Origin of the sequence: Shimia fortis, assembly GCF_040225985.1 — a bacterium.
In the GTDB taxonomy this organism is placed as follows: Bacteria; Pseudomonadota; Alphaproteobacteria; order Rhodobacterales; family Rhodobacteraceae; genus Shimia.
The window spans coordinates 161,717-177,523 of the sequence record NZ_JBBPEU010000004.1; the positions used below are offsets into that span (position 1 = coordinate 161,717).

General features: G+C 60.5%; 17 protein-coding genes. 4 read left to right on the forward strand and 13 right to left on the reverse strand.

Annotated features, from left to right (window positions below):
- Nucleotides 1-31: 31 nt before the first annotated feature.
- The 9 genes from WNE31_RS08735 to trpS form a co-directional block, all read right to left on the reverse strand.
- Entirely contained in the window at nucleotides 32-1,021 is a 990-nt protein-coding gene (locus WNE31_RS08735; protein WP_349979352.1) for a BMP family lipoprotein, read from the reverse strand.
- 166 nt (nucleotides 1,022-1,187) lie between these two features.
- Nucleotides 1,188-1,601, reverse strand: a complete 414-nt coding sequence (locus tag WNE31_RS08740; protein WP_349979353.1) for a GNAT family N-acetyltransferase — start codon at nucleotides 1,599-1,601, stop codon at nucleotides 1,188-1,190.
- On the reverse strand, nucleotides 1,598-2,170 hold the full coding sequence (tsaB, locus tag WNE31_RS08745) for a tRNA (adenosine(37)-N6)-threonylcarbamoyltransferase complex dimerization subunit type 1 TsaB (RefSeq protein ID WP_349979354.1): 573 nt from the start codon (nucleotides 2,168-2,170) through the stop codon (nucleotides 1,598-1,600). Before tsaB ends, WNE31_RS08740 begins: the two co-directional genes overlap by 4 nt.
- A complete protein-coding gene (locus tag WNE31_RS08750; RefSeq protein ID WP_349979355.1) occupies nucleotides 2,167-2,625 on the reverse strand; it encodes a GFA family protein in 459 nt (152 codons plus the stop codon). The genes tsaB and WNE31_RS08750 overlap by 4 nt, the downstream gene beginning before the upstream one ends.
- Nucleotides 2,615-3,178 carry a NifU family protein gene (locus tag WNE31_RS08755; RefSeq protein ID WP_349979463.1) on the reverse strand — a complete coding sequence of 188 codons (564 nt, stop codon included), beginning with the start codon at nucleotides 3,176-3,178 and terminating at the stop codon, nucleotides 2,615-2,617. Before WNE31_RS08755 ends, WNE31_RS08750 begins: the two co-directional genes overlap by 11 nt.
- Before the next feature lie 73 nt (nucleotides 3,179-3,251).
- Nucleotides 3,252-3,848 (reverse strand): 2-hydroxychromene-2-carboxylate isomerase, encoded by a 597-nt coding sequence (locus WNE31_RS08760; RefSeq protein WP_349979356.1) that lies wholly within the window; start codon nucleotides 3,846-3,848, stop codon nucleotides 3,252-3,254.
- A 3-nt stretch (nucleotides 3,849-3,851) separates the two neighbouring features.
- Nucleotides 3,852-4,307: a universal stress protein gene (locus tag WNE31_RS08765; RefSeq protein WP_349979357.1), complete on the reverse strand. Its 456-nt coding sequence runs from the start codon at nucleotides 4,305-4,307 to the stop codon at nucleotides 3,852-3,854.
- 69 nt (nucleotides 4,308-4,376) lie between these two features.
- On the reverse strand, nucleotides 4,377-5,243 hold the full coding sequence (locus WNE31_RS08770) for a branched-chain amino acid aminotransferase (protein WP_349979358.1): 867 nt from the start codon (nucleotides 5,241-5,243) through the stop codon (nucleotides 4,377-4,379).
- Nucleotides 5,244-5,482: 239 nt separating this feature from the next.
- A complete protein-coding gene (gene trpS / locus WNE31_RS08775) occupies nucleotides 5,483-6,520 on the reverse strand; it encodes a tryptophan--tRNA ligase (RefSeq protein WP_349979359.1) in 1,038 nt (345 codons plus the stop codon).
- A 72-nt stretch (nucleotides 6,521-6,592) separates the two neighbouring features.
- On the opposite strand from trpS, the gene WNE31_RS08780 reads away from it, so the two are divergent.
- Nucleotides 6,593-7,279, forward strand: a complete 687-nt coding sequence (locus WNE31_RS08780; protein ID WP_349979360.1) for a rhomboid family intramembrane serine protease — start codon at nucleotides 6,593-6,595, stop codon at nucleotides 7,277-7,279.
- 73 nt (nucleotides 7,280-7,352) lie between these two features.
- Here the strand turns inward: WNE31_RS08780 and WNE31_RS08785 are convergent, their stop codons facing one another.
- From WNE31_RS08785 to WNE31_RS08800, 4 genes are all read right to left on the reverse strand, one after another.
- Nucleotides 7,353-7,865: an HdeD family acid-resistance protein gene (locus WNE31_RS08785; RefSeq protein WP_349979361.1), complete on the reverse strand. Its 513-nt coding sequence runs from the start codon at nucleotides 7,863-7,865 to the stop codon at nucleotides 7,353-7,355.
- Between the two features lie 90 nt (nucleotides 7,866-7,955).
- Nucleotides 7,956-9,500, reverse strand: a complete 1,545-nt coding sequence (murJ, locus tag WNE31_RS08790) for a murein biosynthesis integral membrane protein MurJ (protein WP_349979362.1) — start codon at nucleotides 9,498-9,500, stop codon at nucleotides 7,956-7,958.
- Complete coding sequence (locus tag WNE31_RS08795; RefSeq protein WP_349979364.1) at nucleotides 9,497-12,256, reverse strand: [protein-PII] uridylyltransferase; 2,760 nt, start codon at nucleotides 12,254-12,256, stop codon at nucleotides 9,497-9,499. Before WNE31_RS08795 ends, murJ begins: the two co-directional genes overlap by 4 nt.
- Nucleotides 12,257-12,266: 10 nt before the next feature.
- Nucleotides 12,267-13,436, reverse strand: coding sequence for a penicillin-binding protein activator (locus tag WNE31_RS08800; RefSeq protein WP_349979365.1), 1,170 nt, complete (start codon nucleotides 13,434-13,436; stop codon nucleotides 12,267-12,269).
- A 95-nt stretch (nucleotides 13,437-13,531) separates the two neighbouring features.
- Between WNE31_RS08800 and rsmI the strand changes: the two genes are divergently transcribed.
- From rsmI to gshB, 3 genes are all read left to right on the forward strand, one after another.
- Nucleotides 13,532-14,389 (forward strand): 16S rRNA (cytidine(1402)-2'-O)-methyltransferase, encoded by an 858-nt coding sequence (gene rsmI, locus WNE31_RS08805; protein ID WP_349979367.1) that lies wholly within the window; start codon nucleotides 13,532-13,534, stop codon nucleotides 14,387-14,389.
- 8 nt (nucleotides 14,390-14,397) lie between these two features.
- Nucleotides 14,398-14,790, forward strand: coding sequence for a YraN family protein (locus WNE31_RS08810; protein ID WP_349979368.1), 393 nt, complete (start codon nucleotides 14,398-14,400; stop codon nucleotides 14,788-14,790).
- Nucleotides 14,791-14,865: 75 nt separating this feature from the next.
- The gene (gene gshB, locus WNE31_RS08815; protein ID WP_349979369.1) at nucleotides 14,866-15,801 is read left to right on the forward strand and encodes a glutathione synthase; all 936 of its coding nucleotides are present in this window, start codon (nucleotides 14,866-14,868) and stop codon (nucleotides 15,799-15,801) included.
- Nucleotides 15,802-15,807: the final 6 nt, after the last annotated feature.

Here is a 15,807-nt window from a genome sequence, read left to right on the forward strand (position 1 = left end):
GTCAAAGCCACGCGGGCTTTGGTGCGCGGTCTTATTCGACCGGGCAGGTGTTGTCGCTCATGTAATCGTGCACGACAAGGGTGCCAGCCGCGATAGCGTCTTTGGCTTTGTTCACGTCATGCTTCATGTCGATGGTAACCAACGCTTCGTTGTGTTGGTCAAGGGCATAGTCGATGCCGCCATTGGCCACGCCCATTACGTAGATGCCCATGTCGAGATCATCGCCCGCCTTCATTGCGTCGTAAACGGCGTTGTCGACACGTTTCATCATCGAGGTCAGAACCTTGCCCGGGTGAAGGTAGTTCTGGTTGCTGTCCACGCCGATCGACAGGATGCCTTCGTCAGCGGCGGTTTGCAGAACGCCTACGCCGGTGCCGCCAGCCGCGGCATAAACCACGTCAGCCCCTTGGCTGATCTGTGCCTTGGTCAGCTCCGACCCCTTGACCGGGTCATTCCACGCTGCCGGGGTGGTGCCGGTCATGTTCTGAATGACGGTTGCGTCGGGGTTCACGGCCTTGACGCCCTGCACATAACCACAGGCGAACTTGCGGATCAGCGGGATATCCATGCCACCGATAAAGCCGACAGTGCCGGTTTTCGAGGCTTTGGCGGCCATCATGCCGACAAGGTACGACCCTTCATGTTCGTTGAACACGACCGAGCGCACGTTGGGCTGATCCACGACCATGTCGATGATGGCAAATTTCGTATTCGGATAGTCCGGCGCAACTTCGGCCAGAACGTTGCCAAAGGCAAAGCCGGTCATGACGATCGGGTTGGCTCCGGCCTCGGCGAAACGGCGCAGGGCCTGTTCACGCTGGGCTTCGGATTGCAGTTCGATTTCGCGGAAGGACTTGCCAAACTCACCTGCCCAACGGGTCGCCCCGTTAAAGGCGGCTTCGTTGAAGGATTTGTCGAATTTGCCACCAAGGTCGAAAATCAGGGCAGGTTCAGAAAGGGCAGTTCCGGCAGTTAGCGCAAACGCAGTCGCAGCGCCAAAAAATTTGGTCATCAGGCTCATGTGTATCTCCCAAGTAAAAGCGGGGCCGGTCATTTGGCGCCAGCCCCTGGCATGCAGACAGATCCTGTCAGATCATGACCTAGTAAGGCCGCAGTGGGGCAAAGGGGTCAAGCCGGATTCGACCATTTGGCCAAGAATCCGGCGCTTGCCCAAACGGAAAGCGGACTCAGGTCAGGGGACGTGACAGGATGCGGGCATCGACCGGCGGGCCAGCGGGGCGTTTATAATACCCCTTGCGGCGGCTCTGGTCGCGATATCCGGCACTTAGATAGAGATGGATGGCGGCGTGGTTGTCGTCGGCCACTTCCAGAAAGGCCATGTCCGCCCCGCGTGCGCGCGCGATGTCATGAAACGCCGCCAGCCATTTGGCGCCCAGTCCCTGCCCTTGGTGGTCGGGATGCACGGCAATGGTCAGCAACTCGGCCTCTCCGGCAATTTCGCGCCCGAGGGCAAAGCCCGCGTCATCGCCGACCACAAAGCAAAAGGGCGAGTCGAGCAGATCGCGGAACTCACCGGACTGCCAACCGCGCGAGATGGTGAACGCGGCCTGATGGATGCGGGCAAGGGTTTCCGGGGTCACGGCAAAATAACTGGTGCGGGGTCGCGCGGCGGGGCGGCATCGGCGGCTTTGATATACAGGGGGGCCGGCCTTCCGGGGGCCTTGTCCGCGCGCGTCTCGGCAATTCGAGCCATGTTTTCCACCAGTTTCATAGGGGACGGCGGGGCAATCACCGGCAGGTCCGTCGACAGTGTTTCAAACAGGGCTGGCGCCTTGCCGGGCAACACGGCATAGACCTGATCGCGCGGGGCGGCGACGGTCGGCACATGAGGGGCGGGATGGTCAAACGATGTGGCCTCGAACGTCGACACGCCCACGGCAGGCACTCCAAGGGCCAGCGCCAGCCCCCGCGCCGCCGACACCGAAATCCGAATGCCGGTAAAATTCCCGGGGCCAACCCCGACGCCGATCGCAGTCAGGTCGGCCCAATCATACCCCGCACTGCTCAGGACGTCTTGCAAAAGCGGCATCAGGCGTTCGGCCTGTCCGCGCGCCATGTCTTCGGAGAGGCCTCCGATCATGACACCGTCTTTCAGCAAGGCCGCGGCGCAATGGCGGCCGGATGTGTCGAAGGCGAGGGTCAGGTTCACGTGTCTGTCTTTCTGCCAGCGGCGTTCAATGCCAAGCGCCCTGTCTGCGGGTGGCGGGGCAGGTTGTCGTCGATATGCAACCGGGGCAGGGCCGAGGCCGCATGGCAATGCGGTTGCGGTGCAACGGTCGCGGCCTGATCCAGCAGGCCGAGCAGAACATAAACCTGTTCCGGCAGATACTCAAAACAGGCCATCGGGGGCAATCCGCAAGCCGCGCGGGTGCGGCGCGTGACGCCCGTGCCCTGATACAGGGTCGTGTCAGCCAGCGTAGAAATGTGCAAAGCGCCCTTTGCAAAGGCCGCAAAGGCAGGCGCGGGCGCCCCTGTCCAGCGCCGGCAATCTTCGCAATAACAATAGGTCACTGTCAGCGGCGCAGTGCCCAAATGCAAAGAGACGGCGCCACGATAGCACCGTCCCGTAAGGTCTTGGTCGTGATCCGGGGCGTCAGACGGCAACCGGACGCACCTCGGTCACTTCCGGAATGTAGTGACGCAGCAAGTTCTCGATGCCCATCTTCAGGGTCAAGGTCGAGGATGGGCAACCCGCACAGGCGCCTTGCATGTGCAGGTAGACAACGCCGCGATCGAACCCGTGGAATGTAATGTCGCCGCCATCCTGCGCCACGGCAGGACGGACGCGGGTGTCTAGAAGTTCCTTGATCTGGCCGACGATCTCTCCGTCGGGGCCGTCATGTTCGGCATGGCCCGCAGGCGCAGTGGCTTCGCCCGACATGACTGGCTGACCCGACTGGAAATGCTCCATGATCGCGCCAAGGATTGCGGGTTTGATGTGATCCCATTCGGCGTTTTCGGCCTTGGTGACAGTGACAAAATCATTGCCAAAGAACACCCCGGCAACCCCGCTCACGGCAAAGATGCGGGTGGCCAGCGGCGATGCGCCCGCGCCCTCTGACGAAGGGAAGTCCGCGGTGCCGGTTTCCAGAACAGTCTGGCCGGGCAGGAATTTCAGCGTCGCAGGGTTCGGGGTCGACTCGGTCTGGATAAACATTGCGGATACACCTTTTTCAGCTTTACCGAGGATATGCGCCTCGGGGCGGTCTGTGTCAAGGTTTAGAATCATTCTAAGGTGCCGTGCGGGCCCAGTACAGCGCCTGTTTCAGCCTGTCATCCCCCCAGAACAATTCGCCCGCAACGGTAAAGCTTGGCGCGCCAAATATCCCCAGCGAGACGGCCTGTTCCGTCTGGTTACGCAGCGCAGCCTTGATCTCAGGGGATTGGGCGGTATCTAACAACGTTTCGGACAGACCGGCGCGCGCAAGGCAAGCGATGAGAACACTCAAGTCGGATATATCCTCCCCTTCGGCGAACTGTGCGCTATAGACCGCTTTGCAAAACTCCGGCATGGCGTCCCCCGCGGCCACTGCGATCCGCGCGGCGCGTAGACCATTCTGAGGGAACAGGGCGGGCCTGCGAAAGGGCAGGCCCCGTGCCCTGCACAGCCGCGCCATGTCTCGCCACATGTATTGCCCCTTGGCGGGATAAAGGTTGAACGGAGAGCTGGTCCAACCCTGCGCCCCAAAGATCGGCCCCAAAAGAAAGGGGCGCCACCGCACGGCCACGCCTCGTTCCCGCGCCAAGTCCTCGATGCGCATCACGCTGAGATAGGAATAGGTCGAGGCGAATTCGAACCAGAAATCTACAGTGGGCGCACGGGACATGGATCAGGTGATCGCTTCCAGCCGTTCCTTGGACAGATCGCCCGGCACCACCGTGATCGGGATCGGAAGGCTGCCCGAGTTGCGCGAGAGCTGCGTCACAAGCGGGCCCGGACCTTTCTTGTCTGTGCCTGCGCCCAACACCAGAACGCCAATGTCTTTATCCTCGGAAATCTGCGCAAGGATTTCACGCACGGCCTCGCCCTCGCGAATGACCAGTTCTGGGTCCACGCCCTGTCGGTCCCGCATCCATTTGGCGAAGACTTCGAAATGGGCGTGAATGCGCTCGCGCGCTTCTTCCCGCATGATATCACCCACCCCGATCCAGTGATTGAATTCATCCGGCGGGATGATCGACAGAATCTGTACACCGCCCTGCGTGTGCGCCGCGCGCATCGCGGCAAAGCGCATGGCATTCAGGCATTCGCGGCTATCATCCAGAACAACAAGGAACTTACGCATTTGATGTCTCCCTCGCGGCGATCATGGCTCAAGCCCCCTGTGGTGGCAACGAAAGAAATCGGCCGCGCCTCAGGCCGAATGCGCCCAGTCCCAGTACATCTCGCGGACCCGCCGTGTCACAGGACCAACCTGATACTGCCGGTCGTCAAAGGCGGTGACAGGGGTGATTTTGGACATGTTGCCCGACAAAAAAACCTCGTCCGCATCTTCGAAATCCTCGAAACGCAGCACAGTTTCATGCACGGCCATGCCATCGGCGCGCATATTGCCAAGGTGGCGGGCGCGGGTGATCCCTGCGAGGAAAGTTCCGTTGGCAATCGGGGTAAAAACTTCACCATCCTTGACCATGAACACATTGGCCGTCGCGGTTTCGGCGACATTGCCCATGGCATCCGCCACAAGCGCGTTGGCAAACCCTTTGGATCGCGCCTCGATCAGCATGCGCGCATTGTTGGGATAAAGACATCCGGCCTTGGCATTGACCACCGCGTCCTCAAGCACGGGGCGTCGGAACCGTGTGCGGGTCAGGGTGGTGCTGGCCTCGGGCGTGGCCATTGGCACGGTTTCAAGACAGATCGCGAAGCCGGTGCTGTTTTCCTGCGGGGCGATGGCGCTGGCGGTCATGTCCGCCTCGATCCCCCAGTACATCGGACGAATATAGACGGCTTCGTCCTTGCCAAAGGCCTTGAGACCCTCGCGGGTGATCTCCAGCATGTCCGCGACACTGTGGGTCGGGGTCAGCATCAGCGCCTCGGCCGAGCGATTCACACGCGCCAGATGCGGTTCGAGATCGGGCGAAATGCCCTCGAAATACCGGGCCCCGTCAAACACGGTGGTGCCCAGCCAACTACCATGGTCGGCGGCGTTCATGATCGGCACATTGCCGTCATGCCATGTCCCGTTGAAATAGGTTCGGATGGTTTTGCCGATGGCCATGGTATCTCTCCCTCGCTGTGCTCGGGCCGGATGCTAGTCCCGACCCGAAGCAAGGTCCATCCCCCAGATGATACGGGGGCACATGCCCCGTCTTCACCTTGGCCGAAATACTCCGGGGGAGGCGTTTCAAAGGCCGCGCCTTTGAAACGTTGGGGGCTGGCCCCCGCCGCGCCCCGCGCGGCCCGGCCCAACGTCTGGCAGTGGCCGCAAGGCCCCGAAGACGACGGGAGTGCGCCGCCTCAGGCCCCGACCATCCCGACGATCTCGTAGGTCTTTTTAAGAATCGGCGCCGCAAGGGCGCGGGCCTGTTCCGCGCCGTGGCTAAGAATGCGGTCGATCTCGTCCTGCTCCTGCATCAGGCGGGCCATCTCGGTGCTGATTGGGGACAGCTTTTCCACCGCCAGTTCCGACAGGATCGGCTTGAATTCAGAGAACTGCTTGCCGCCTACATCGCGCAACACGTCTTCGACCGATTGTTCGGCAAGGGCGGCGTAAATGTTGACAAGGTTGCGCGCCTCGGGGCGATCCTCAAGCCCGTCTGACTCGGACGGCAACGCATCGGGATCGGTCTTGGCCTTGCGGATTTTCTTGGCGATGGTGTCGGCGTCATCAGTCATGTTGATGCGGCTGGCGTCGGAAGGGTCGGATTTCGACATTTTCTTCGAGCCGTCACGCAGCGACATAACGCGGGTCGCCGCGCCCTCAATCACCGGTTCGGTGATGGGGAAGAAATCGACACCGTAGTCGTGGTTGAACTTGATCGCCACGTCGCGGGTCAGCTCGAGGTGTTGTTTCTGGTCTTCGCCCACCGGGACATGGGTCGCGTGGTAGATCAGGATGTCTGCCGCCATCAGCGCCGGATAAGCGAGCAGGCCCAGCGAGGCGTTCTGCTGGTTCTTGCCGGCCTTGTCCTTCCACTGGGTCATGCGCTGCATCCAGCCCATGCGGGCAACGCAGTTGAAGATCCATGCCAGTTGCGCGTGTTCTGCCACTTGCGACTGGTTGAACAGGATGGATTTGTTCGGATCGATCCCGGCGGCGATGAAGCCGGCGCAGAGTTCGCGGGTGGCGCGGCGCAGCTTGTCAGGGTCTTGCCAGACGGTGATCGCGTGCAGGTCGACCATGCAGTAAACGGTTTCGAAACTGCCTTCGTTCTGCATGTCGACAAAGCGCTTCATCGCGCCAAGGTAATTGCCCAGCGTCAGGCCGCCCGAGGGTTGAATCCCGGAAAAGACGCGTGGGGTAAAGGTGGAGGACGTTTGGACCGCCTCGTTCATGATGTTTCTCCGTCTGGATTTATAGCTGCCGTTGCCTTACCCATGACCCAAATCGCCGTCAAGGAGAGCAGTATGTCCGTGCCCGATCACAACAGCCCCGTGAACCCCCTGCCGCCAGTCATCGTGGCGCTGTTCCTGCTGATCGCGGGGGTCGAGGTCACATTCTGGCTGGGGGCGCAGGGGATGGTCGGGGATGCCTCGGCCATTGGCTGGCGGATTGCTGCCTTGCAGAAATACGCCTTTTCCGGCGAAATCTTTGACTGGATGCTGTCCAGCGGAGTCTGGCCACCTGAGCACGTGATGCGCTTTGTCACCTACCTGTTCGTGCATGGCAATTTCACCCATGCTGCCTTTGCCTGCGTGATGCTTCTGGCGCTGGGCAAGATGGTGGGCGAGGTCTTTTCGGCCATCGCCACGCTTGCGGTGTTTGTGGTGTCGGGGATTGTCGGGGCGCTGGTCTTTGCCGTGATCCTGTCCACACCGGCCCCGCTGATCGGGGCCTATCCGGGCGTTTATGGGCTGATCGGGGCCTTCACTTTTTTGCTTTGGACACGGCTTGGGCAGATGGGCGAAAATCAGGCCCGCGCCTTCAGCCTGATCGGGTTTTTGGTGGGGCTGCAACTCTTGTTCGGGCTGATCTTCGGCGGCAATGGCGACTGGGTCGCCGATGTGGCCGGATTCGCGACCGGATTCCTGATGTCCTTTTTCCTCGTGCCCGGCGGCTGGCAAAAAATTCGCAGCAAGATCCGGCATGACTGATCCAGACCCCTGAACATTAAAAAAGGCGCAGGTGTGAAAGCCTGCGCCTTTTGCGTTTTCCGTGTCGTTGAAATCAGGCTTTGATCTGTTTCACCGCAAAAGCCATGGCGATCATGCTGATGCCGTTCGACAAAAGCTCGACCGCCAGAAGCGTGCCAAGAGCCACGACGGCAGACCCCGGAATGTTGGTCAGAACCATGCCACCCAGGATCAGCGAGATCACGCCGGACAGGACCACGGCCCATTTCATGCCGCCTTCAATGCCGAAGCCGAAGATGATCTTGAACACGCCCGACATCACGAACATGATCCCGACCACGATGGTCAGCGCGATCATGCTCGACAGCGGTTCGCCGAGGATGTTCACACCAAGGAACACCGCGATGATCCCCAGCAAAAGACCCCAGATCTTGCCACCCCAGCCTTCGGCGCCAAAGGCGGCAAAGACTTGCAGAATACCCAATATCAGGAACGACCATCCCGCGATGGCGGTCGCGACCAGCGAGGCACCAAACGGGTTTGCCAACGCGACAAACCCTGCGACCACCGACAGAAGGCCGGCGATCAACATGATAATCCAATTCATAGTACTTCCCCTCGAATTGTTGATCCCCCGAGCAAACGCCGGAAAAGGGCGTTTGGCAACAAAAACGCAAGGTCGTCGCGCAGGTTTTTCTCAGGTGTTGCGACGCGAGGCGCGTTTGAAATCCGAGATATGGAAGGCACCGATGAGGTGACCCACTCCGAAATAGGTGATGCTGCCTGACAGGATCAGCAACGCCAGCGCCAGCACACGCCAGTAATCCGTGCCCAGCATCGGCCCCAGCACAATCGTGGCCAGCCAAAGCTCTGCCCCCATGACGACCGAGGCCACACAAATCCGCGGCAGTCGTTTCTGGAACCGCGCGTCAAAGCGGGCGACATATCCCATCGGCTGCGCGCCACGCAAAAGGAAGGCCACCATCACCCACCCTGCCAGAGTGGTGGCAATGGCGGGTGCAACCCAGCCGATGAAAGGGGCGAGGCCAATCGCCACAACCGCATTCACAATCATGGCCCAGACCGCATAGCGAAACGGGCTTTTTGTATCCTCGCGGGCAAAGAACAGGGGCTGAAGAATTTTCTGCAACACAAAGGCGGGTAGCCCAAGGCCGTAGATCGCGACTGCGACCGCAATTGCCGCCGTGTCATCCGAGGTTGCCAGACCTCTTTCGAACAGGACTGATACTAGTGGCATCGGAATAACCATCAGCGCAATGGCACAGGGGATGGTCAGCGCCAGGGCGATTTCGCCCGCGCGGGAAAACGCAGTGCGCGCGCCTGCCTCGTCATGGGCCTTGAGCCGGCGCGACAGGTCCGGCAAGAGCACGATCCCTACAGCGATGCCGACGACACCCAGCGGCAGTTGGTACAGACGGTCCGCAGTATAAAGCCAGGCCACCGCGTGCTCAAAGTAGGAGGCGACTTGCTGACCGACCAAAAGGTTGACCTGCACGACTCCGCCGGCCAAGGCCGCTGGGACCGCCACCTTGACGAGATGTTTCATGTCGGGCGACCAGCGGGGGCGCTGCAAGGTCATCGGGAATCCGGCCTTGGCGGCCGCGACCCAGACCAGAAGCAATTGCGCGACACCGGCCACTGGGATCATCCAGATCAGGGCGCGCGCTACATCCCAGCCCGCATATTGCGCCGTGAGAATCCCGCCTACAAGCAGCACGTTCAGCAAAACCGGCGCTGCCGCCGCGGCGGCAAACCGCCCCGTGGCGTTCAGGATGCCCGAAAGCAAGGCCGCCAACGAGATGAACAGGATATAGGGAAAGGCAATGCGGCCAAACTCGACCGAGAGATCAAACTGTTCCTGCCCTGAAAACCCCGAAGCCAGCCCCCAGACCAACCACGGCATGGCGACCTGTGCCAGCAAGGTCAGCACAATCAGGATTGTGGCCAGCCCGGCAAAGGCCTCTCGCGCGAAACCCAGTGCGTTTTCTTCGCCTTCGAGGCGCTTGGAGAACATAGGCACAAACGCCATGTTGAAAGCGCCCTCGGCAAAGAACCGGCGGAACATATTGGGCAGGCGGAAGGCCACGACATAGGCTTCGTAAAGCGGCCCCGTACCAAGCATGGCAAAGATCAGTGCATCCCGCACGAACCCCAACACGCGGCTGGCCATTGTCCAGCCGCCCACCGTCAGAAAACCACGGATCAGGCGGATCTGTTTCACGAATTGGCCCTTTCGGCACCTTCTTCGATCGCCTCGCGCAGTTTTTTCTCAAGCGTGCGCTGCTTGTTCTGGGCGTGGAATTTCAGGCCGAACATGTCCTTGACATAGAAACTGTCGACAACCTGTTCGCCGAAGGTCGCGATCACCGCGCTGGCGATATAAACGTTGTTGTTGGCCAGCGTGCGGGTCAGGTCGAACAACAGGCCGGGCCGGTCGCGGGTGTCCACCTCGATGATAGTGTAAATTTCGGACCCTTCGTTATCGAAGGTGATCGTGGTTGGCACGCGGAACGCCCGTTCGCGCTTCTTGATCACATCGCGCGAGCGCATGGCCTCGGTCGCGATTACCTCGCCTTTGAGCGTCTTATGGATCATCTGCTCCAGACGTTTGAGGCGGCTTTTCTCGTAGGGTTTGCCCTCGATATCCTGAATCCAGAACGCGGCGGTGGCATAGCCATCCTTTGAGGTGAAGGTGCGCGCGTCCACGATATTGGCCCCGACAAGGGCCAGCGCCCCGCACATCCGGCTGAAAATACCGGGGTGGTCGGTCATTGCGAAACAAGCGCGGGTGGCGTCGCGGTCATCGTCCGGGTGCAGGTCGATACGGATTTCATCATCCTCGATCCCACGCAGAAGTTCGGCAAAGACCTTGTGCGCCGTCACATGCAGACCCTGCCAATAGGGGTCATAGTGGCGGCCGGTCTCTTTCTTGATGTCCTTGGGTCTCCAGTCCGAAAGTTCGGCGCGCAGGCGTTTCTTTGCCTCGGCACCGCGGGTTTCGCGCGTCAGCGCCTCCATGCCGTTTTCAAGCACGCGGCGCGTCTGGTTATAAAGGCTGCGTACCAGCGTGGCCTTCCAGTTGTTCCATGTATCCGGCCCGACGCCGCGGATATCGCAAACGGTCAGCACGGTCAGCAGGTTCAACCGGTCCACTGTCGAAACCGCCTTGGCGAAATCGCGCACTGTGCGCGGATCGGCGATATCGCGTTTCTGCGCGGTATCCGACATCAGCAGGTGGTAGCGCACCAGCCACTCGACCGTGTCACAATCGGCCTTGCTCAGACCAAGGTTCGGCGCGACTTTGCGCGCGATCTGCGCCCCTAGGATCGAGTGGTCAATATCCCGGCCCTTGCCGATGTCATGCAGCAGCATCGCCACCATCAGAACCTTGCGGTTGACCCCGTCCTTGATGATGCCCGAGGACACGGGCAATTCGACCTGCAACTCTTCGCGCTCGATCTGGGCATAGTTCGAGATCACCTGGATCGTGTGTTCGTCCACCGTGTAGGAATGATACATATTGAACTGCATCATCGCGACGATGGGTTCGAATTCTGGGATAAAGGCCGACAAAACGCCGAGTTCGTTCATGCGCCGCAGCGCGCGTTCCGGGTTGCCGTGCTTGAGCAACAGCCCGAGGAAAATCCGGCGCGCCTCTTTGTTGGCGCGCATGTCGTCATCAATCAGGTGCAGGTTGGCCGTGACAAGCCGCATCGCGTCCGGGTGAATCAGAAGTCCCGTGCGCAACCCTTCCTCGAAAAGCCGAAGAAGGTTCAGCTTGTCTTCGAGAAACGCCTCTTCGTCGTCGATGGCAAGGCGATTGTGAATGACCTTGTAGCCCTTCTTGATGCGGGGGCGCCGCCGGAACAGGCGTTCGTAGAGGGGGGCCGCCTTGGCGTGGTCGGCCTCCAGCTTGGTCAGAAGGATGCGGGTCAGGTCGCCAACCGATGTGGCATGCCGGAAATAGTCCTGCATGAAGTGTTCAACAGCGCGGCGCCCGCCTTTGTCGGCATATCTCATGCGTTCGGCCACATCGACCTGAAGGTCAAAGGTCAGTTGTTCGACAGGACGTTTCGACAGGATGTGGATGTGCCCGCGCACGGCCCAAAGAAAATTGTTAGCCTGCGCAAAACGGTCATATTCATCGTCGCGCAGCAGTCCCTTTTCCAGAAGGTCACTGGAGTTCTGAACATGGTAGACGTATTTCGCGATCCAGAACATGGATTGCAGGTCGCGCAAGCCGCCTTTGCCCTCTTTCACATTGGGCTCGACCATGTAACGCTCGCCCTGTTTCTTGTGGCGATTGTCACGTTCTTCCAGCTTGGCTTCGATGAACTCGCGTTCTGACCCCTTGAACAGGTCCGCCTCGAGCCTCTGGTCCAGTTCGTTGGACAGAGCCTCGTCCCCGCGCAGAAACCGGTGCTCAAGCAGTGCGGTGCGGATGGTAAAATCCTCGGCACCAAGACGCAGGCAGTCTTTGACCGTGCGCGAGGCGTGTCCGACCTTGAGCCTCAAATCCCACAGAATGTAGAGCATCGATTCAATGACACTCTCGGCCCATGCGGTGATCTTGTAGGGCGTCAGGAACAGCAGGTCGACGTCGGACTGGGGCGCCATTTCTCCGCGTCCATAGCCGCCCACTGCCATCAGGGCGATACGCTCACCCTCGGTCGGGGTTGGCAGCGGGTGCAGCCAGGTCGTCGCGACATGGAAGGCCGCGCCGACAAGGCAGTCGGTCAGCCACGTGTACGAGGTCTTCATCTCGAGCGCGTCAAACGGGTGTTCGAGAAACGCCGCCTCGATGGCCGCGTTGCCGGATTTGCGCGCCTTTTGCAGAATCGAGACCACCGCAGCCCGCAGCGCCATGGCGTCCGTTGTGTCGCCCGCCACGCGGGCCAACTCGGCACCGATTGCGGCCCGGTCAAAGATGTCGTCTGTGGGGCAGATCAGATCTGCCGCCGGATCAGGAAGATTCATCGGGTTCCGATCAGAAGCCGATTCCGCCGAAACTTGTTGGGGCTGGGTCAATGACAACCACCTTCTTGTCGCGCACAGTGGCTACCGCCAGTCCGCGTTCGTTTGTACCGTCGGCATGAAGTCGGAAGATTCCGTTCACACCCTGAAAACCTGCACCCTGTGTCAGGGCGCTTGTTGTCAATGCATCGCTTTTGCCTGCCTTGACCAGAGCACCGATTGCCGCAATGCCGTCATAGGCAAGGCCGCCAACCGGGTGAGGCAGGCCGCCATAGGCCTGTGAATAACGTTGCTGGAACTGTTGTGTCTTGATCGGATCGGGCATCGCGAACCACCCGCCCTGAACCCCCGGCAATTCCAGCGTTTGCGGCGGGATATCCCAGCGCGACAGGCCCACATACTGGATCGTGGTCTGGTCGATCCCGGCCTCTGGCAAAAGTTGCGAAAACAGGGGCAGCGCGCCCGAGGTCTGGGCCGTCAGAAACAGCGTATCCGCCTGACCGCCCGTGACGGTGGTCTTGACCTGGTCCACGGCGGCGATCACGCCTTGCTGCGAAAACTGATAGGCAACCGTTCCGACGTTATTCAGCCGTGAATTGGCGATTGCCTGGTTGGCCGCATTGCGGGCCAGCTGGCCGCTGACGGTGTCGGCATGCACGGTCACGACCCGCGATTTGCCCTGCTTTGAGGCAAAAGACATCAGACGGTCTGCGGTATTGTCGAAGGTCGGCCCCAGAACAAAGACGTTACCCCCTGCGATGGTCGTGTTGTTCGAGAAGGACAGGACATTGATGCCTTTGCCGGCCACGGCCACGCCGGCGGCATTGGCAGCTTCGCCATACAGAGGGCCGAGAATGATCTTTGCGCCTTCGTTCACTGCTTGTGCTGCAACCTGCTGGGCTACATCGGCGCGTCCTGCGGTGGCATAGACCCTCAGATCGATTTGAACGCCACTCAGGTCTGAAATCGCCAGGCGCGCGGCATTCTCAAGGCTTTGTGCCAGAACCGCATCCCCCGAATCGGCCGATCCTTTGGGCACCAGAAGGGCCACCGGCACCGGTGCCGAGGTGTTCACCGAAGGCCCGCCGCCGACCGTGGGTTCACAGGCGGCCAACCCCAGAAGGGCAAGGGCTGCGACAGCCCCTTTCAGAAATGTGCGGGCAGGGTTAAAACGGTTGAACATAAAACTCTCCTAACTCCCTTTTGGGGCGTGTTGCCGGATTGGGCGGCGGTCCTGTTGGTCGGGAATAATAAACGTCAGAAAAAGCGGGTCCAGCTTTGAATCACCAAATCCTGAGATTGCAACCGGGGTTGCACTTTGTCGCAACACCGATTGGTACGGCGCGGGATATCACGCTGCGCGCGCTTGATATTCTGGCCAGCGCCGACGTGATCGCCGCCGAGGATACGCGGTCGATGCGTCGCCTTCTGGAAATTCACGGGGTGCCGCTCGGGGATCGGCCTCTTGTGTCTTATCATGACCACTCGGGCGCGAAAGGACGTGAAAAACTGCTGTCTTTGCTCGCCGAAGGGAAATCCGTCGCCTATGCGTCCGAGGCCGGCACACCGCTGATTGCTGATCCGGGGTTTCACCTCTCGAAAGAGGCGCAAGAGGCTGGTCACACCGTGACCTCGGCCCCCGGGCCTTCGGCGATCATCACCGCGCTGACACTGGCCGGTTTGCCGACAGATGCGTTTTTCTTTGCGGGGTTCCTGCCCAATGCAAAGGGCGCGCGCCGTTCTGCGCTCGAGGCGGTCAAGGACGTGCCGGGCACGCTGGTTTTTTACGAATCCCCTAAGCGGGTTGGAGAGATGCTGCGAGATGCGGCCCGCGTTCTGGGCGGCCAGCGTGCTGCCGTCGTATGCCGCGAGTTGACCAAGAAATTCGAAGAGGTGCGGCGCGGCACGCTTGAAGGGCTGGCCACGGACATCGACGGGGCGCTCAGGGGCGAGATCGTTGTTCTGATTGACCGGTCCTCTGGCGAGGACGTGGCCGAAGGAGATATTGAAGAGGCGTTGCGCGGTGCGCTCGAAAACATGTCGGTGCGGGATGCGGCGGATAGTGTTGCCAAAGCCTTTGGCGTGAATAAACGGAAAATTTATCAATTGGCGCTTACCCTCTCTGCAAAGAAATAGGAGAGCCCATGTCACACCCGCCCCAAGCGGATGGTCAGACCCAGGCCCGGCAGGATCGGGGGCGGCAGGCATGGCATGCGGGGCAGGCAGCGGAACATGCAGTGGCCCGGCACTATGAACGCGCTGGATTGTCTATTGCCGCGCGCCGATGGCGCAAGGGCGGCGGGGAACTCGACCTCGTGATGCGCGATGGTGACAGTCTGGTCTTTGTCGAGGTCAAGAAATCCCGTGATTTTGATCGCGCGGCGGCCTCTCTCTCGGCGCGCCAGATGGCGCGGTTGCACGATGGGGCGGCCCTGTTCCTGGCCGGGGAATCCCTGGGTGAACTGACCGACTGTCGCTTTGATGTTGCGCTGGTCAACGCCCATGGCGAAATCTGCATCGTTGAAAACGCTTTCTGACAGGGCATTGCAAGGGGGCGTAGCTTGGGCCATGTAAGGGGCAACACCTGCATGAACTTGGCCAAAGGACTGCCCATGAAAATCGCCTTCCAGATGGACCCGATCGGGTCGGTCGACATCAACGCCGACAGCTCTTTCCGTATCGCCGAAGAGGCGCAGGCGCGCGGCCACGACTTGTTCTATTATTCGCCGGATCACTTGGCGTATGAAGAGGGGCAGATCACTGCCAAGGGCCACGCGATGACCCTGCGCCGCGAACAGGGCAACCATGTTGATCTGGGGCCGATGACCCATGTGAACCTGCGGGATTTTGATGTGGTCTGGTTGCGTCAGGACCCGCCGTTCGACATGCATTACATCACCTCGACCCATCTTCTGGACCGGCTGGCGCCAGACACGCTGGTGGTGAATGATCCGTTCTGGGTTCGGAATTACCCTGAAAAACTGCTGGTGCTGGATTTTCCCGACCTCACACCGCCCACCACGATTGCGCGCGATCTCGACACGATCAAGGCTTTCAAAGAGAGACACGGCGATGTCATCCTGAAGCCGCTTTACGGCAATGGGGGGGCGGGCGTGTTCCGTCTGGATGCCAATGACCGTAACCTGACATCGCTGCATGAATTGTTCACAGGGTTCAGCCGCGAGCCGCTGATCGTGCAGAAATTCCTGCCAGATGTCAGCAATGGCGACAAGCGCGTGATCCTTGTTGATGGCGAACCCGTGGGCGCGATCAACCGCGTGCCCGCCGCTGGCGAAACCCGCAGCAACATGCATGTGGGCGGCCGTCCCGAGAAAATCGGGCTGAGCGAACGCGATCTGGAAATCTGCGCCGCCATCGGGCCGTTGCTGAAACAAAAGGGCCAGATTTTTGTCGGGATCGATGTGATCGGCGACTATCTGACCGAAATCAACGTGACCTCGCCCACCGGCATTCAAGAGCTTGAGCGCTTTGACGGTGTGAACATCGCCGAGAAGATCTGGCAGGCGATCGAGGCCAAACTGGCCTGAGCGCCG